Genomic DNA, 18,305 nt, shown 5'->3' on the forward strand with positions numbered 1-18,305 from the left:
GGTGTTACCAGCCGCGGTTGGCGTAGCGCTCGGTCTCGGGCAGGGTGTCGCAGTTGATGCCGACCATGGCCTCGCCGAGGTTGCGGGACGCGTCGGCGATGATCTTCGGGTCGTCGTAGAAGGTGGTGGCCTTCACGATGGCGGCGGCGCGCTTGGCCGGGTCGCCGGACTTGAAGATGCCGGAGCCGACGAAGACGCCCTCGGCGCCGAGCTGGCGCATCAGGGCCGCGTCGGCCGGGGTGGCGACACCGCCGGCGGAGAACAGCACGACCGGCAGCTTGCCGAGCTCGGAGACCTCCTTGACGAGCTCGTAGGGGGCGCGCAGCTCCTTGGCGGCGGCGTACAACTCGTTGTTGTCGAAGCCGCGCAGCTTGGCGATCTCGTTCTTGACCTGGCGCAGGTGGCGGACCGCCTCGACGACGTTGCCGGTGCCGGCCTCGCCCTTGGAGCGGATCATCGCGGCGCCCTCGGCGATGCGGCGCAGGGCCTCGCCCAGGTTGGTGGCGCCACAGACGAACGGCGTGGTGAAGGCCCACTTGTCGGAGTGGTTGACCTCGTCGGCCGGGGTGAGGACCTCGGACTCGTCGATGTAGTCGACGCCGAGGGACTGAAGCACCTGGGCCTCGACGAAGTGGCCGATGCGGGACTTGGCCATGACCGGGATCGAGACGGCCTCGATGATGCCCTCGATCATGTCCGGGTCGGACATGCGGGCCACGCCGCCGTCCTTGCGGATGTCGGCCGGGACCCGCTCCAGGGCCATGACGGCGACGGCGCCCGCGTCCTCGGCGATCTTCGCCTGCTCCGGCGTGACGACGTCCATGATGACGCCGCCCTTGAGCTGCTCGGCCATACCGCGCTTCACACGGGCGGTGCCGGTCTCGGGGGCCTGGGAGTTGGGGGACGTGGTGGACACGGGTGACCTCGCTACGGAAAGGGGAATCCAGCAGCACTGAGGAAACGCGAGGGGACCAGGCCACTGCAAGGGCCAATGGGAAGCTGGTGGATTCTTTTCGGTGAGCGTCCAGGAGATCGACGGTGTCGAGGGGCAGACCGGCGGCTGCGGATCGTCCGCAGAGCCAGCGGGTCAGTGGTGACCTGGCGGCGGCCCGGTGCGGTCGTTCATCAAGGGCCGGTCGCCTCGGCGTGGCGACTTTCGGGCCGGTGCGCGGAAGGCCCCGCCGGACGGTGTGAGTCCATCGGGGCCTTCCTCCGGGCGGTCGCCACGAGGCGGAACGTCCGGGTGTCAGAGCGGACGCGCGGGAGAGAGCAGGGTCAGACCTGCCCCGATCTCCTCACTCTTCAGCTCCGGCGACGACCTCAGGAGCCTGTCCGTGAGCGGTTCGCGTACCAGCGCCCGGTCCCGGACGACCGGCGATCTCTCCCCCTCGTAGAGCACGGCCGAGTCCCAGTCATCAGGGTCACCTTCCCCCTGCCGATTGACGATCACGGCGCGGGTCGGCGTCGGAAGTCCCGTCGCCGCCGCGACGACGGCCGTCTCGACCGTGTCGGCCTGGTCCCGGGTGAGGCCATCCAGCCAGAGGGTTTGGATCTCGCAACCGAGCGGGTCATACGAGTAGGAGTCGACGACGTCGATATCCGCGGATGACCACCATTCCATCGTGATGTACGAGATACGCAGGCCCAAGACGTGGCCCAGCTCCTCCGGACGCATGAGGACCTGGTCCCCCTCGACGTCGAGCACCACGGCCGCACCTCTCACCGGGTGCACGAGCCTGATGCCGTGTGCCTCGAAGATCTCGGCCTGCTCGGCGAAGACCGACGTGGCCCCAGACTCCCTGTACCAGCGGATGAATCCGTCAGCCGTGGCCAGCAGCTCGGCAGAGTGAAGCTGCGCTAATTCTCGTCTCCAAAGACCCTCTTCACGTCTTCTCCAGCCAGTGCGAGAGCACCAGTGCCTCGTCGCGCACTGCGGCGGTCGCGGTCCGGCATGGCCGCGTAAGCGCGGGAGCGGCGGCGTCACCCCAGGGCGGGAGGAGGGGCCTGTCGCTGGGAAAGGCTCACCGTACGGCGTTGTCGGTCAAGTCCGGTGACGACCACCGTGATGTCGTCGCCGGGCTTGAGGTCATTCCCGGGAACAGTGGTGGGTACCCCAGCGAGCTCACTCAGGTGGATCACCCCTTCGATTCCGTCGTCGACTTCCACGATGACGCCGAATGGGAGCAACTTGACGACTCGTCCTTCCAGCCTCTGCCCGACTTCAACGCGCTCGGCGAACGCCTGGAAGGGGTCAGGTCCTGTGGCCCGCAGGGACAGCCGTGCTTCCCCGTTCCAGGTATCGGACTGAAGGAAAACGCACAAGACGCGTTGTCCGACGTGAACGATCTCCGACGCGTCTTCGAAGGACTGCCAGGAGAGCTCAGGAAGGGTGATGAACCCGACGCCGGGGAAAAGCGGGTGTTCGGGGCCATCGTCCAACGCGACGAACACGCCGAACGGTTCGACCGCCGCGACCGTGCCAGAAAGGAGATCACCGTAATGCAATGAATCCAGGAATGCCCAGAGTTCTGGGTTCTGAGATGGTCCGATCATGCTGTCCAGCCTCCCATGACGCGATCAGTGAATTCCCCGGCTCCACAAAGGCTCGACTGCCGGCTCGTAGAGGGTACGCGGTGTGATTCCCGGGATGGTTCCACCGAGCGTGATCCTAGTCGTATGCGGTGTGAGGCCGGGGGCGGGGTGGAGTGCTGCACTGTTACAGAAATTTCCTCTCTGGTCGGACTGTGGATATGGAACAGCATTACCCAAGGACAATCTTCTCCCTGCTGTGGGGAGGAGAGGCCCGGGCCGCATCGCCTGGACCTCTCCTCGTGGAGATTCGAGGATGATTTCGCCCACTTCGCGAAGTGGAATGTCATCCGGCGGGCGGGTAGTACTCCCCTGCCGCAGAATCCCACCACTCCGTCTTGCTATGGTCGATATACGAGTTGAACTCGTCCGCCCGGCTGACTGGGATGCGCCATTCGGTCAGGCCGGGGAAGTTGTTCTTGTTCGGAAGTGGGTACTCCAGGTCCCCGAACGCCTTTCGGAATCCCGGCTTCATCACGTAGCGGTGGAAGCCGTAGTCATGGCCGTTTCCGGCGTACTGCGCGGATCCTTCGGGCAAGTTGGCGTAGTAGGCGGTAGGGTGATCGCCGCCGTGATTGGCCGGGTTGAGGCCGCGCTTCTCGCTGTCGCGCTTGCCCGTGGCAGGTGAGCGGTAGATCACCGTCTCGGCCGTGAGGCACTCTTCATCCTCGTCACCGGCCCTCGACCCGGCGGACCGTGCCAAGCTTTTCGGGGCTGGCTTCTTTTTGGACTTGCCCAAGCAGTCCGGGATCTTCTTCCGGACCTTATCGATGACTTCATCGGCCTGCTTGACGAGCTTCTTCGCCTTGGCCGACTTGTTCAGGAAGTCGTTGATGCCCCAGATCGCCTTGCCGATCTGCGGGAGCTTGCCGACGAGCTTGGCGGCCTTCGCCCAGGGCAGGTTGGTGACCACTGCCCACAGACAGGTCGGGATGTCGGGGTCGTCCCAGCACTCCTTGATCTCCTCGGCGGCGAGTTCAACGAGGAGTTCGGCGCCGTTCTCCTTCAGATAGTCCAGCAGGTCCTTTTGCGCGAGCGCTCGGGCCGCCTCGTACTCCGCCATGCTGATGCCCGCGGCTTCGAGTGCCTTGCGCTCAGCCTCCGACAAGTCGCCGCCAGGGATTTCCTTCCCGGGCCTGGAATCCTGCTCGCGGGTCTTCCGCTGGAGTTCGCGTTGGTACTCCTCGGCCCGTTTGGCCGCCTCGTCGGCTTCCTTGGCGTAGGTGCCGGCGTTCTTGGCGGCGGTCTCCGCCGATGTGGCGTGCTCCTCGGCGGAGGTGGCGAGCTTGTCGGCATCGGCGGCGTCCTTCTCCGCCTGGGTGGCCGCGCCCTGGGCGACGCTCGCTTCCTTCTCGGCCAGGGTGGCAGCGCTGCTCGCGGCCGCGGCGTGGTTCTCCGCGTCGGTGGCGGCTCCGCGGGCTCGTGCGGCCTCGGCCTCGGCCTGGGTGGCGGCGTTGCGGGCCGCTGCCGCGTCCGCGAATGCCTGGTTGGCGGCCTGGCGGGCGAGTTTCGCGTCGGCCTGCGCCTGGGCGTCGGCCTCGTTGGCCCGTGCCGCCGCGGCTCGGGCCTTGGCTCCGTCTTCGGCGGCCTGGGCCGAGGACTTCATCGCGGCCACGGAAGAGCGTGCCGCGTCCGCCGAGGAACGCGCCGCCGCTGCCGCCGCCTTGAACGCGGGGCCCACCTCGGCGTTGGCACGTGCGGCGGCGGCTTCGGCCGCTTCGGCGGCCTTGACCGCCTCCGCCGCTCTGGCCTCGGCCTTGGTCACCTCCGCCTGGCCCATCGCCTGGGCGGCCTGGGCGACCTCCGCGGCGAAGTCGGCGTCCACGTCCGTGCCGGTGAATGGCGCGGTGAGCTGAATGGCGGTGTTGGCCGGATCGGCGATACCGGCGGCGGTGGTACGGGCAGAGCTGGCGGCCTGGACGGCGACGGTGGACTGGAGGCGGGCCATCGCCGCTTCCCTGGTGGCGCCGTCGGCTTCGTCCCGGGTGCGGTTGGCCGCCTGATGGGCCTGGTTGGCGTGGATGGCGGCCAGCCCGGCGAGCCGGGAGGCCTCGTGAGCGGCGATGCCGGCCCGGGCTTCCTGCGCGGTGGCCTCGGCCGCCTTGGCATTGGCACGCTGCGCCGCGGCGCGCGTGGCCGCGGCCTCGGACTCCGCCTTGCTCGCCGCCGCGTTCGCAGCGAAGGCGGCGGCTTCGGCCTTGTTGGCGGCGGCGTTGGCCCGCGCGGCGTGCGCCGTGGCTTCACTGGCCGCTGCCCGGGCCCTCGCGGCCGCACCGGCGGCCTCGATGGCCGCCGACCGCGAACGCACCGCCGCCTCGGACGCCTGATCGGCCGCACCGCGCGCCGAACCGGCAGCCGTTCCTGCCGCGTTGGCGGCGGATCGTGCCTCGGTGGCCGCCGTACGCGCGGTCTCGGCGTGCTCGGTGCCCTTCGCCTTGGCGGCCAGCGCTTCGGTCGCCCTGGCCCGGGCCTCTTCCGCCCTGTGGACGCGTTCGGCCTCCACTGCCTTGTTCCGGGCGTTGCGGGCCTTTGTCTCCTCGCCCCTGGCCAGTTGGTCGGCCTTGGCGGCGATGCCCTCCTGAGTCTGCGCGGTGGCCCGCTTCTCGGCGGCCACAGCCGCGGCGGCCTGCGCGTCGGCCCGCTTGGCCGAGGCGGTCCGTGCTTCGGCCTCGGCACGCGCACGCGCCTGAGCCGCCACATCGCGTTCCCGTTCGGCCCGCGCCCGTGCGGCCGCCGCCAGGTCGCGCTCGCGTTCGGCGATCGCCCGCTGCTCGGCTGCGATCTTGGCTTGGCGCTGTGCTTCGATCCGCGCGGCGCGCGTCTTCTGGGCGTGGTCCCACGCCTGCTTCTCGGCCTGCTCGGCCTCGATCCTGGCCTGGCGGGACTTGGCCGCCGCGTCCGCCGCGATCTTCGCCTGCTTGGCCGCCGCCTGAGCGAGCCGGGCCGCCGCCTTCGCGTGCTCCTCGGCGTTCTCCCGCCACTTGGCGGCCTGCCGCGCGTGCAGTTCGGCCTGGTTCTTGGAATTCAGCCCCGCGGCGTCGGCGGCCGTTGCCTCCACCGCTTGCTGCGCGGTGGCCGCCGCCTTGGCCGCCGCGTCCGCCGCGGCCTCGATACCGGAGGCGACCTCCGACCACTGGACGCCGTGGGTGAGCCCCGTCTCGACCAGAACACCGGCCTGTACCTTGGCTTGACCGGCCGCCACCTGAGCCTGCTTGGCAGCGTCCTCGGCGATACCGACCTGCCGGGCGATCTCGGTCTTGACCGGCCCGTAGTCGGACAGGCGCTTGCCGGCCCGGTCGGCGGCGAGCATCCGGTCGGCCTCGCGGGACTGCGAGCCCGCCGCGTTCATCGCGTTCGAGGCGGTCTTGAGCGCCTTGACCGCATTGCCGTGCGCAGCGATCAGCTTGGTGCGGGCCCCGGCGGCGGTGGCCGCGTTCTCCGCCAGCTTGCGCAGCCGCTCCGCCGCCTCCAGCGCCTCCTTCTGCGCCTTCTCGTGCGCGGCCCGGTCGTCCGCGTCCTTCTGCGCAGCGACCAGATAACCCTTCTCCAGGAACTCGGCGATCACATTGTCGTCACCCGTGGCCAAAGCGACCTGTGCGGCCCGCTTCACCTCTGGACCGCCGACCGCGACGAGCATCTCGACTCGCTTGCGGTTCTCCGCCGCGCGTTCCTTGTCGTTCTGCTCCGTCGCCTTGTCCCGCTGCCGCGCGACCTCGGCGCCGAAGGCCAGGAAATCGGCGCGGTCGCGGGCCGTGCCCTTCAGGACCCGCTCGACCTCCGCGTTGAAGAACGGGCCGCCCGTGCCACGCATCGCCTCGATCTGGCGGCGGTTGGCGACGTCGGCAGCGTCCCTCTTGTCCTTGGCGCGCTGCCGCGCCTCGGCTTCTCCCCGCTCCAGGAAGTCCCGGATTGCGTTTGGATCCGTACTTTCCAACGCCTTCCTGGCGGCCTCGCGGACTTCCTCCTCCTCGTCGAATTCCGCGAAGTCCTCCACCAATTGCCGATCACGGTCCTCGGCAGCCTCGTCCAGAGCGGAACGCGTCGTGGCCGGGTCGGTCGCCGACTTCGGTAATCGAGCCAGCTCGATCCTGTCGCCCGACCTCTCCGGTGTGACGGCACGGGCTTCCCCGGCCACACCGCCGAGGACCGCCAGGGCCATGACGGTCGACACCGCCTTGCCCATCAATCCGGGCACCCGCCCGCGTAATGTCCCGGCTCTCGGCCGTACTCTTCCCCTCACGGAAACTCCTTCAATAAGTCGACAGGTCAAAGGAATTCGGCAAAAAAATCCCCTGCCCTCAATGCGCGGGCAGGGTGATCAGGGCCTCGGTCTGAAGTCGCAGTGGTACGGAGCGGCCGTCGGCCCGGTGGACCGGCCCGGCGCGGTGTGCGCCGGACCCTCGGCGTCAGCCCTTGACGCGGTTCTCGCTTTCCTGGGCCCGGTCTGCCATGTCCTTCCAGAAGGAGGCCGTCAGGGCGGCCTCCGCCTGCTCCGAGGCCCAGTCGCTCTGCCGGGCCTCGGCCGGCGCGGTGATCTTCTCCCAGATGGCGTCCGCGCTTTCTTTGGACAACCGGGCGATGTTCTGCCAGTTCGCCGCCTGCACGCTGGCCGCCTCCTGCTCGGCCAGCCAAGCCTTCTGCGCGCCGTCCGCGTGATCGGCGACCGCCCGCCAAGCCAACTCGGCCTCGGCACGCGCCTTCGCCGCGTCGGCCGACGACTTCAACGCCTCCTCGGCGGCCACCGCATGCGCGACCAGCAACGACAGCACGTGCTGGCGCCGCACCTCCCCGTCCGCCACCCGAAGCCGGTACGCCTCCACGTCCAACGCCGCGCCCGTCGCCCAGCCGTAGCCGAAGAACTCCGCGACGTCCGCGTCCGTGGAGCCGGACCGCAGCGCCCACTGCGCCGCCACCCGCACCTGCTCGCCCGGATCGCCCTCCGCGACCGCCCGCACGAAGGCACGGTCCTTCTCGGCCACCTCCAGACGGCGTTGCGCGTCAACCTCCCGCATCATGCGGTCACGCTGCTGCGCCTCGGCGTAACCGGTCTTCACGAACGCGGCCCGATCGGCGTCAGTGCCCTTCAGCGCCCGCTCAGCGGCCGACCGCACCTCCGGGGAGAACGCCACCGGGTGCGTGTTCACCACTCGCTCGCAGAACGCCCGGTTGCGTGACCGCGCGTCACGCAGGCGCTGCTTCGCCGCGTCGTAACCGCCCCCGGGGGCCAGCCACTCCGCGATCGCCGCATCTCCCCGCGTACTGCGCAGCGCGTTCCACGCCGACGTACGGATCTCCGCGGGCAGACCCGACTTGGCCAGCCGCAGTACCCGTGCCCGGGCCTCGTCCGCCGCGGCGGCGACCATCAGCGACGACGGGTCGGCCAGGTCGGCGGCCACCGCCGGGGTGTACGCCCCGGCGGGCGCCGCGTGCACGAGCGCGCCGCCACCGGCCAGCACCGCGACCACCAAGGCGGACACGGCCCATCTCTGACGTCTCACGCCGTGATCGGCGGAATCTGACACCACTGCTGCTCTCTCCCTCTTGGCGGGTACGCGCACGGCGGTTCGTCGTTCGGAGTTCGCTCGCGCGCGATGCCGGCGTCGGCGCACCGGCGCCGACATCCACTTTTCTCGTCAGGGCGCCATCGGTGCGGTGACCCGCCAGGCCGCATTGCGCACCTTCGAAACATCCCCAGGGAGACCACCGGGCGGAATGAACCTGGGGGAGGAGCGGGCGTAGACCTCCGTCATCGTGGGCGCGAGCCAGTTCACGCCGCTACCGGCGGCCTGCGTGAAGGCCACATTGGTGGGCAGCCCAGCGAACGGCCGGGTGCACCATGTGGCACTCTTCCGAAACGTGGCACTCCGATCGTCCGCAGCGACCTCCACGCGCAGTCCGTCCTGCTCGGCCTTGCCGCTCCTGAGGTAGTAGCCGGGCTTGCGCACGGACTCGAAGGAGTAGCAGCCGGGCTGGCTGGCGAGGGAGGGCACGATGACCCAGGTGGCGTCCTCGCGGTCGGCCAGTGCGCTGCTGCTCTTGAGCGTGCCGTTGAGGACGACCTTCCCGCCGCTCGCGCTGGACTGGCGCGCGTACTCACCGTCTCCCGACGCTTTGAGGGACTGACGCTTGAGCCGGTACTGAGTGTCCGCCTTCAGGAAGACTGCGACGTCGTCGTCGCTGCCGGCCAGGGCCTTCTTCGCAGCGGCGACCAGGTTGGGGTTGACTCCGCCGTTCTCGGCGGTGGCCTGTATCTGGAGGGCGAGCTTGCGGTTGGCCTCGGCGAGCTTCTTGCGCCGGTTCTCGTCATCGCGCTTGTACGCGGCGTCGGCGCCGGTGTGGATGTACGCCTTCCACACGGCCGGGTCGGAGCTGCGGGTGGCGCGCTGCCCTTCGGCGTACAGCTCGGTGCCGTGCAGGTCGGCGGCGGCCAGGCGCAGCAGCTCGCGGATGAAATTGTCGTCGCTCAGCCCGAGCATGGCCTCGGAAGGAGTGATACGGAACAGTGCCGCGGCGTTCTTGCGCGCGGCGAGTTCCTTGCGGCGCTCGGCCTCCAGGCGGTCCTTCTCGGCCAGGTCCTCCAACTCCTTGGCCACGTCCCGCTTGTGCGCCTCGCGGGCGCCGTTGACGATGAACTCCCGCCAGTCCGCCCGCTCACCGACCAGCGCCTGCAATGCCGCTGCCCGCACCTCGGGACCGGACGCCTCGTGCCTGGCGACGGCCCGGATGAAGTTGTCGTCGCTGAGGGCCAGCAGTTCCGGAGTGCTGGGGATGCCGATGGTGAGCAGGACCTGAGACTTGGCTAACCGAGCCACCCGCTCGGCTTCAGCCTTCTCCCGCTCCCGCTGCTGGTCGAGCCGGTACGCCTCGTGGACGCCGGTCACGATGAAGCGCACGTGGTCCTCGGCGACCGTGCTCGCCATCGCCTGCTCGGCTGCGGTGCGCACCGCGTCCAGCTTCTCACCCGCGTCGCTGGCCTTCTGCCACAGAGCGTGGATGAAGTCGTAGTCGCTGAGCAGGAGTACCTCGGCGGTCGGGTCGAGACGGACCACGGCTGCGGCCTCGACACGTTGGGCGTCGGTCGTCCCGATACTTGCCGCACGAGCCGCGACGTCCGTTGCCGCGACGTCCGGAGAACTGTCGGCGACCGCTCCTGGCGCGACGGCGCCGGCGACGGCCGCGAGGGCGGTTGCGGTCACGAGGCCGCGCGTCACCATCCGCCCCACACGTGCGGAAGCGATGTGCTTGCTGTTCATGGGTGTAATGAAACCTTTCTTCAGCCGCATATGGGCAACTCGTCAAATGAGCAGCAGGGAAGGGGGACATGGCCGCCGACGCCCGGCGGGCGGCAGCCACGGTGGAGTAGCGCAAAAGGACGTGGTACGTCGCCGGTCGTCACGGCGCCGCACTCGTACGCCGCCAATCAGCGATACGCAGACGCGAAGGTCAAAAGCTAAATCAGGCGGCGTCTTCAGGAACCCGAAAATACGAAGGCGAGAAACAGCCAGTCCGAAAACACTGAAGCGTCAGGAAAGGAGGATACCTACCGCGCCATGGGTCGAAGACACACTCGGTAGCGCAGCAGTGCAGACGTCCGCCATTTCGATTTCCCCCACACAAATCAGAGAATTTGGGAGCGTCCGGTCTGCTGAAGCATCACTGCCCCTTTGGTCCCCTCCGGCACGCTGCCCGGCCATGCTGGTCAGGCTGGCCGCCAAGACGTTAACCCATATTCACTGAGGCACGCAATGATTTTTGTACCGGTGCGAACATGGGCAGTTCGGTGATGAGCAGAAACAAGCCGGTTGACCTCATTCACGAAAGAGATCGATCTAGGCGGCCCGGTCCGCCAAGGCCACCGGAGGCTCGTCGTCCATTTCGAAGGCCATGGGAAACGGGGCGTGGCCCGCCAGGCGGAACCAGCGGACCTTGCGGTGCCGGCGCAGGGCACGGGCGGCGCGTACGGCGTCGTTGTGGAAGCGGCGGGCCATCGGGACGCGCCGCACCGCCTGCGCGAGCTCCTCGGCGGCCTCCTCGCCTCCGGGCGCTTCCCGCACTGCCTCCACCTGCTGGATCTCCCCGAAGACGGCCCGCAAGGCCTGGCTCAGCTCGCTCTCGGCGACCTCCCGCTGCTCCTCCACCGCCTGACGGGCGGCGTGTGCGGCCTCGTAGAGGACGATCGAGGCGGCCGGATCCAGGACCCCCGACGTCGCCAGTTCCTGCGCGACCGAGGCCCGGCGCAGCAGCTGTGCGTCCAGGGCGGCCCGGGCGGCGTCGATCCGGGCGTGGAGACGGTCGAGACGGCCGGCGGTCCAGCTCAGATAGAGCCCGACCGCGACCAGGGCCACGGCGATCCAGATGAGAGTGGTGGTCACGGGCGGCAAGGCTAGCGGTCCGGCCAGGCCGTCGGTTCACCCCGCCCTGCCCGGCCCTGCCGGATCTGCGTCAGTCCCGGGCGAACCCCAGCCTGGCCCACAACCCGGTCACCCGCTCGTCCTCCGCGACCGCCGCCGCGCCCGCCGTCACCGTCTCGTAGACGGACAGGATGTCCGCGCCGACGGTCGACCAGTCGAAGCGCCGCACGTGGGCGCTGCCACGCTCGCGCAGTTCCGCGCGCCGTTCCGGGTCCTCCAGCAGGCGTACGGCCGCGTCGGCCAGGGCGTCGGCGTCCTCGTTGGGGAACAGTTCGCCGGCCTCTCCCCGGTCCAGGACCTGGGCGAAGGCGTCCAGGTCGGAGGCGAGGACAGGGGCTCCCGCGGACATGGCCTCGACCAGGATGATCCCGAAGCTCTCGCCGCCGGTGTTGGGCGCGACGTACAGGTCGACGCTGCGCAGGAAGCGGGCCTTGTCCTCGTCGCTGACCATCCCGAGGAACTCGACGCGGGAGCGCAGCTCGGCGGGCAGCGACTCCACCGCCTCCTCCTCGTCACCGCGCCCGGCGACCAGCAGCCGGGTCTGCGGACGGGCGGCGAGGATCTTCGGCAGCGCCTTCATCAGCACCGGCAGCCCCTTGCGGGGCTCGTCGATGCGCCCTATGAAGCCGATCGTGTCACCCTGCCACTCGGCCTTGGGCTCGGCCTCGGCGAAGAAGTCGACGTCGACGCCGTTCGGGATCACGACCGCGTCCCCGCCGAGGTGCTCCACCAGCGTGCGGCGGGCGTACTCGCTCACCGCGATCCGCGCGCTGATCTTCTCCAGGGCGGCCTGGAGGATCGCGTACGCGGCGATCATCGCGCGGGAGCGCGGGTTGGACGTGTGGAACGTGGCGACGATCGGTCCCTGGGCGGCCCAGCAGGTCAGCAGGCCCAGCGACGGCGAGGTCGGCTCATGGATGTGGATCACGTCGAACGCGCCGTCGTGCAGCCAGCGGCGCACCCGGGCGGCGCTCAGGAACCCGAAGTTGAGCCGGGCCACCGAGCCGTTGTAAGGCACCGGCACCGCGCGCCCCGCCGAGACGACGTACGGCGGGAGCGGGGTGTCGTCGTCGGCCGGGGCGAGGACGGACACCTCGTGGCCGAGGCGGAGGAAGTACTCGGCCAGGTCCCGGATGTGGAACTGGACGCCGCCCGGTACGTCCCAGGAGTACGGGCAGACGATGCCGATCCTCACGAGGTCCCCTTCGCAGGGTCGAGGTCCGCGAGCCACAAGCGCTGGAGCATGTGCCAGTCCTCCGGGTGCTCGGCGATCCCCGTGGCGAAGGCGTCGGCCAGCGCCTGTGTCATGACAGACGTCTTCTCGGCGCGCGTGCCCGACCCGGGCGCCTCGACGGGCGGGTGGATGCGGCCCCGCATCACGGGCGAGTCGTCGTACCAGAGGGTGACGGGGAGCAGCAGGGCGCCCGTCTGCTGGGCGAGCAGGGCCGGTCCGGCCGGCATCCGGGCCGTGTCTTTGAAGAAGTCGACCTCTACGCCGGAGGCGGACAGGTCGCGGTCCGCGACCAGGCAGACCAGACCGCCGTCGCGCAGCCGCCGGGCCAGGGTGCCGAAGGCGGTGCCGCCGCTGTGCGGCAGGACCTCCATGCCCAGACCCTCGCGGTAGGCGACGAACCGGTCGTACAGGGTCTCCGGCTTCAGGCGTTCGGCGACCGTCGTGAACTTGATGCCGAGCTTCGTGGTGACCCAGGCGCCGGCGAGGTCCCAGTTGGCCAGGTGGGGCAGGGCGAGTATGACGCCCTTGCCTGCGGCCAGACCCTCGGTCAGGTGGTGCAGGCCCTTGGGCTCGAAGCCGCCCTTGATCCGCTCCTCGCTCCAGGCGGGGAGGCGGAAGGACTCCATCCAGTAGCGCAGGTACGACCGCATGCCCGCGCGCGAGAGCTCGGCGAGGCGCTCGGGGCCCGCGCCGGGCACCACGCGCGCGTAGTTGCTCTCCAGCCGCTGTACGCCCTTGCCGCGCTGCTTCCAGGCGAGGTCGGCGATGGTGTGCCCGAGCCGTACGGCGACCGGCTCGGGGAGCTTCCTGACCGTGCTCCAGCCGAGGCCGTACAAGGCGTCCGTCAGGCGGTCCTGTGCGCTCACGTGGATGCCTCGCTCCCGTGAGAGGCGTTCTCCTGCTCGCCCTCATTGTCGTCCTGCTCGGAGGCGGCGGTCGCGGCCTCGGCCTCCGCGGACTCGGCCTCCGCGGACTCGCGGCGGACCGTGACGACCCGCTGGATGAGCGTGACGAGGCTGCCCACGGCGACGATCCACAGGGCGACCGGCAGCAGGTACTGGATACCCGGGACACCGAACGCGTGCAGACCCGCGAGACCGGCCGCGACCAGGGAGATCACCAGCCGCTCGGCCCGCTCGACCAGTCCGTTGACGGCGACCGGCAGGCCGATCGACTCGCCGCGGGCCTTGGTGTACGACACCACCTGGCCGCTCGCCAGGCAGAAGATCGACACGGCGCACAGGACGAGGTCGTCTCCCCCGCCGGCGTACCAGAGGATGAAGCCGCCGAAGATCGCCCCGTCGGCGACCCGGTCCAGCGTGGAGTCCAGGAAGGCGCCCCAGCGGCTGGAGCGGCCGAGCTGGCGGGCCATGTTGCCGTCGACCAGGTCGGAGAACACGAACAGCGTGATCACGACCGTGCCCCAGAAGAACTCGCCCACGGGGTAGAAGACCAGCGCGCCCGCGACCACACCGGCGGTGCCGATGAGCGTGACGGTGTCGGGGCTGACCCCTCGGCGGATCAGAAACGCGGCGAACGGTGTGAGAACACGCGTGAAGAATGCACGCGCGTACTTGTTCAGCATGGCCTTCCCGAGGGTCGGTGTCGCCGTCTGGCCCCTGCTGGCCACCGGCTGGCCCATCGTAGCCACGCGCGCGTGCGGGCGACGGGCGGGACCCGAGGCCCGTGTCACGGCGCACCGGTGCGCGGGGCGGGGCGCGATCACGTCCTTCGTATGGACGCACCGTGACGGGAGTGGGAAGGTCGAATAACCGCGGGCGTCGCCGGAGCCGCACCGCACGCGGATCCCGCGTGTCCGCGCCCACAGTGACCTCACCGTGCACGGGAGGCAGGATCATGGGCGACAAGGCACAGACACACCCTGGGGCCGCCGGCAGGGCACAGGCGGCCGACCACCCCCAGTCCGTACGGAATGTGGTGCTGGTCGGCCACTCCGGATCGGGCAAGACCACGTTGGTGGAAGCCCTCGCGCTCATGGCGGGGGCAGTGAACCGGGCGGGCCGTGTGGAGGACGGCGGCACCCTCTCCGACTACGACGAGATCGAGCACCGGCAGCAGCGCTCGGTGCAGCTCTCCCTGGTACCCGTCGAGTGGGACGGCATCAAGGTCAATCTCCTCGACACCCCCGGATACGCCGACTTCGTCGGTGAGCTCAGGGCCGGTCTGCGAGCGGCGGACGCGGCCCTCTTCGTCGTCTCGGCCTCGGACGGTGTGGACGGCTCGACCCGCATGGTGTGGGAGGAGTGCGCGGCCGTGGGCATGCCCCGGGCCATCGTCGTCACGCACCTGGAGGCGGCGCGCGCCGACTTCGAGGAGATGACGCGGATCTGCGCGGAGGCCTTCGGCGCGGACGACCCCGACGCGGTCCTGCCGCTCTACCTGCCGCTGCGCGGCCCGGAGGCGCCGGACGGGCACGCGCCCGTGACCGGCCTGATCGGGCTGCTGTCGCAGAAGCTGTTCGACTACTCGACCGGCGAGCGCAAGGAGTCGGAGCCGGGTGAGGACCAGCTGCCGCTGATCGAGGAGGCCCGCAACCGGCTGATCGAGGGGATCATCTCGGAGAGCGAGGACGAGACCCTCATGGACCGCTACCTCGGCGGGGAACCGGTCGACGTCAAGACGCTGATCGAGGACCTGGAGCGGGCCGTCGCACGCGGGGTCTTCTTCCCCGTCCTGGCCGCAGCCCCCGCCGCCGAGGGCTCCCGGCAGGGGCTCGGCACGGTGGAGCTGCTGGAGCTGATCACCCGGGGCTTCCCCACACCGCTGGAGCACGAGACGGTGCGCGTGACGACGATCGACGGCAAGCCGCGTGAACTCAAGCCGTGCGACCCGGACGCGCCGCTGGTCGCGGAGGTCGTGAAGACCTCCTCCGACCCCTACGTCGGCCGGCTGTCGCTGGTCCGCGTGTTCTCCGGCACCCTGCGCGCCGACCAGACGGTCCACGTCTCCGGGCACGGCCTGGCCGACCGCGGGCACGAGGACCACGACGTCGACGAGCGGATCGGCGCCCTGTCCACGCCGTTCGGCAAACAGCAGCGCCCGGTGCCGCACGTCATCGCGGGCGACCTGGCGTGCGTGGCGAAACTGAACCGCGCCGAGACCGGGGACACCCTGTCCGCCAAGGACGACCCGCTGCTCATGGAGCCGTGGCAGATGCCCGACCCGCTGCTGCCGCTGGCCATCCAGGCGCACAGCAAGCCGGACGAGGACAAGCTCTCGCAGGGCCTGGCCCGGCTGGTCGCCGAGGACCCGACGATGCGGCTCGAGCAGAACCAGGACACCCACCAGGTGGTCCTGTGGTGCCTGGGCGAGGCGCACGCGGACGTCGCCCTGGAGCGGCTGCGCAGCCGCTACGGCGTCCAGGTCGACGTCGTGCCGCACAAGGTGTCGCTGCGCGAGACGTTCGCGGCCAAGTCGGCCGGGCGCGGCCGGCACGTCAAACAGTCCGGTGGGCACGGGCAGTTCGCCATCTGCGAGATCGAGGTGGAGCCGCTGCCGGGCGGTTCGGGCATCGAGTTCGTGGACAAGGTGGTCGGCGGCGCGGTGCCCCGGCAGTTCATCCCGTCGGTGGAGAAGGGCGTACGGGCCCAGGCCGCCAAGGGGGTCGCCGCCGGGTATCCGCTCATCGACGTACGCGTGACCCTCCTGGACGGCAAGGCGCACTCGGTGGACTCCTCCGACGCCGCGTTCCAGACGGCCGGCGCGCTCGCGCTGCGGGAGGCCGCGACCGACGCGAAGATCCATCTGCTGGAGCCGGTGGACGAGGTGTCGGTGCTGGTCGGCGACGAGTTCGTGGGCACCGTGATGAGCGACCTGTCGGGGCGGCGCGGCCGGGTGCTCGGCACCGAGCAGACACCCGGCGGGCGCACCCTCATCCGGGCCGAGGTGCCGGAGATCGAGATCGGCCGCTACGCGATCGACCTGCGGTCGATGTCGCACGGCACGGCACGCTTCAGCCGCCGGTACGTACGGCACGAGCCGATGCCGCAGCAGGTCGCTGACCGGGTCCGTGAAGAGGAGCGCAAAGCCTCCTAGTTGGGGCCCGAGGGGGCCAAGTGGCCTTGGTGGGGGCTCTCTCTGCGCAGGCGGGCGGTTTTGGGGACCGCCCGCCGACGGATGCCGGTACCTGCGGATACGCTGATGACCTGATCAACAGGTGTGCGAAGCGCGGAAGTCGGGAAGGCCGCTTGATGCGGAAGCGGCAGCGATGGGGGCGGCAGTGACGGACGGATTCGACTTCAGCCCAGGGGCCCAGGTGCCTCTGGCGGGTTCGGCTGGCCAGACGGCGGCGACCTACGCGCTGGCCGCGGCGGCGTACCGGGACGACGAGGTCAGCAAGATCCTCAAGGCCGACAACGAGTGGCACCAGTCGAAGGTGACACCGCCGCGCTCCTGGGCGAAGATCTTCCGCCCCAACTTCGGCGAGGCCTTCTCCCGCGCCGTCGTCGACCGCATGCTCGGCGCCGGGCGCAAGCCGGTCATCCAGTCCTTCGGCATCGAGCCCCAGGTCGTCGTGGAGCACTGTCTGGCGGCCCACCGCATCCGCCGCGACCGCGACAACCGGCTCTCGGCGATCACGGTGATCTGCGGAGTGCTCTTCCTGCCGGGCTTCTTCGTGTGGCTGCTGGTGTTCACACTGCGCACCACCATGGCCAAGCGCGAGGACAAACGCGCCGGCGCCCTCGCCACGACCCTGCTGGTCGCGGTGGGCGCGCTCGCCGTGCTGTTCCTGATCCGCATGCCGTTCACGGGCTTCTGGGGCTTGTACGCGCGCGCGGCGATCATCATGCCGGTCGTCGGCTGGTTCTGGGCCAAGCACGTCTGCGAGCAGACGGCCTCCGACCTTCGGGAGCGCTGGTCGAGCATGCTGTCGGGCGGCGGCGTGGGCGCCAAGATCCCCGAGGCGGTTCCGGGCAATCCCGGCGACGCCGCCGAGCAGGTCCGCAAGGAGCTGGCGCGCCTGAGCGCCGAGCAGCGGTCCAACTCGGTCTTCTACGCCGGGCCCAAGGGCATACTCGGCATGGGCACGCGGTGGGGCAGCTGGCAGCTGGCCGAGGAGCTGGTGTCCGCCGAGCCGGGCAAGGACTTCCACCCCTTCCGCAGCTGGGACGTCATCGTGGCGATCCAGGGCGGCCTGGGCATGCTGGAGCGCACGTCCATCAACACCGGTGGCTTCACCAAGCCGTCCATCACGCACTGGATCGTCACGCCGATCGGCGAGAAGGCGACGGAGGTGTCCCGGCCGAGCGGCGCGGACGTCGACGCGTACACGGTCCGGACGCACGCCATACAGGACATCTGCAACAAGCAGCAGTTCGGCAGCGGCGACCGGCACTATCTCGGCGTGCAGTGGACCCTCTGGGACGGTCACCTGGTCATCACGATGCTGATCACGGTGACGGTGCTGCACGACACCCTGCGCATCGAGGTCACCGGCCACGCCCTGGGACCGGTCAACCCGCTGTTCAACGAGAAGCCCGCCGCCAAGGAGAAGTCGGTGCAGAAGGCTCTCCGGTTCTGGGAGACCCGCACCGTGAAGCTGCCGCTGATCGACGCCGACGAGGTGGTGCGGCTGGCCGCGCGCGCCCCGCTGACCTGGTATCCGCCGCTGCTGAACTGGCTCGGCGGCAGCCTGACGCTTCCGGAGCCGTTCGGCCTGCGGCACGCCTGGGCTGACCAGCCGTGGCGCCATCGGTTCATGGCCGACGACGCGCTGCGGGCGGCTACGCCTGTGCTGCGTGTGGTGCACGCGGCGGCGCTGAAGGTGCTTCGGGAAAACGGGGTGGACGTGGAGAAGTTCGGCTCCAGGTCGGCTGCGCTCAGCGGGGCGGTTCAGGAGGCTTCGCCGAAGAAGGCCGATGTGTACGACGCCTAGGGTCTGTCGTTTGGATCAGGCCGCAGGAAATCGACGGTGCTGTTCAGTGCCGGTGAGCGGGGTCTGGTGCGTGCAGCTGCAAGGCGGAGGAGGGCGTCGACGCGATGGGGGCACCACCCGCGCGAGCGAAGCCGAGCGTGGGGGAGTCGGCAACCGACGACAACGCGGCAGATGC

At 70.1% G+C, this 18,305-nt stretch carries 12 protein-coding genes; 2 read left to right on the forward strand and 10 right to left on the reverse strand.

All coding sequences use genetic code 11. The features are described from left to right. Positions 1 to 4: 4 nt before the first annotated feature. The 10 genes from pdxS to pgsA form a co-directional block, all read right to left on the reverse strand. Positions 5 to 916, reverse strand: a complete 912-nt coding sequence (gene pdxS, locus QC385_RS39730) for a pyridoxal 5'-phosphate synthase lyase subunit PdxS (RefSeq protein WP_279546274.1) — start codon at positions 914 to 916, stop codon at positions 5 to 7. Between the two features lie 330 nt (positions 917 to 1,246). Continuing rightward, a complete protein-coding gene (locus QC385_RS39735; protein WP_279546275.1) occupies positions 1,247 to 1,708 on the reverse strand; it encodes a hypothetical protein in 462 nt (153 codons plus the stop codon). A 272-nt stretch (positions 1,709 to 1,980) separates the two neighbouring features. Further along, the gene (locus tag QC385_RS39740; protein WP_279546276.1) at positions 1,981 to 2,553 is read right to left on the reverse strand and encodes a S1 RNA-binding domain-containing protein; all 573 of its coding nucleotides are present in this window, start codon (positions 2,551 to 2,553) and stop codon (positions 1,981 to 1,983) included. 322 nt (positions 2,554 to 2,875) lie between these two features. Continuing rightward, complete coding sequence (locus tag QC385_RS39745) at positions 2,876 to 6,829, reverse strand: hypothetical protein (RefSeq protein ID WP_279546277.1); 3,954 nt, start codon at positions 6,827 to 6,829, stop codon at positions 2,876 to 2,878. Between the two features lie 166 nt (positions 6,830 to 6,995). After that, the gene (locus QC385_RS39750; protein ID WP_279546278.1) at positions 6,996 to 8,087 is read right to left on the reverse strand and encodes an ALF repeat-containing protein; all 1,092 of its coding nucleotides are present in this window, start codon (positions 8,085 to 8,087) and stop codon (positions 6,996 to 6,998) included. A 135-nt stretch (positions 8,088 to 8,222) separates the two neighbouring features. Beyond that, complete coding sequence (locus tag QC385_RS39755; protein WP_279546279.1) at positions 8,223 to 9,842, reverse strand: AbfB domain-containing protein; 1,620 nt, start codon at positions 9,840 to 9,842, stop codon at positions 8,223 to 8,225. A 576-nt stretch (positions 9,843 to 10,418) separates the two neighbouring features. Continuing rightward, on the reverse strand, positions 10,419 to 10,961 hold the full coding sequence (locus tag QC385_RS39760) for a hypothetical protein (RefSeq protein WP_279546280.1): 543 nt from the start codon (positions 10,959 to 10,961) through the stop codon (positions 10,419 to 10,421). A gap of 70 nt (positions 10,962 to 11,031) precedes the next feature. Continuing rightward, on the reverse strand, positions 11,032 to 12,195 hold the full coding sequence (locus tag QC385_RS39765; RefSeq protein ID WP_279546281.1) for a glycosyltransferase family 4 protein: 1,164 nt from the start codon (positions 12,193 to 12,195) through the stop codon (positions 11,032 to 11,034). After that, on the reverse strand, positions 12,192 to 13,100 hold the full coding sequence (locus tag QC385_RS39770; protein ID WP_279546282.1) for a phosphatidylinositol mannoside acyltransferase: 909 nt from the start codon (positions 13,098 to 13,100) through the stop codon (positions 12,192 to 12,194). Before QC385_RS39770 ends, QC385_RS39765 begins: the two co-directional genes overlap by 4 nt. After that, on the reverse strand, positions 13,097 to 13,876 hold the full coding sequence (gene pgsA, locus QC385_RS39775; RefSeq protein WP_279546286.1) for a phosphatidylinositol phosphate synthase: 780 nt from the start codon (positions 13,874 to 13,876) through the stop codon (positions 13,097 to 13,099). The genes QC385_RS39770 and pgsA overlap by 4 nt, the downstream gene beginning before the upstream one ends. 215 nt (positions 13,877 to 14,091) lie before the next feature. Between pgsA and QC385_RS39780 the strand changes: the two genes are divergently transcribed. Next, positions 14,092 to 16,290 (forward strand): elongation factor G-like protein EF-G2, encoded by a 2,199-nt coding sequence (locus QC385_RS39780; RefSeq protein ID WP_279546283.1) that lies wholly within the window; start codon positions 14,092 to 14,094, stop codon positions 16,288 to 16,290. A gap of 172 nt (positions 16,291 to 16,462) precedes the next feature. Then, on the forward strand, positions 16,463 to 18,130 hold the full coding sequence (locus tag QC385_RS39785) for a hypothetical protein (RefSeq protein WP_279546284.1): 1,668 nt from the start codon (positions 16,463 to 16,465) through the stop codon (positions 18,128 to 18,130). Positions 18,131 to 18,305: the final 175 nt, after the last annotated feature.

Origin of the sequence: Streptomyces sp. DH10, from assembly GCF_029813805.1 — a bacterium.
Lineage (GTDB): Bacteria > Actinomycetota > Actinomycetes > Streptomycetales > Streptomycetaceae > Streptomyces > Streptomyces coeruleofuscus.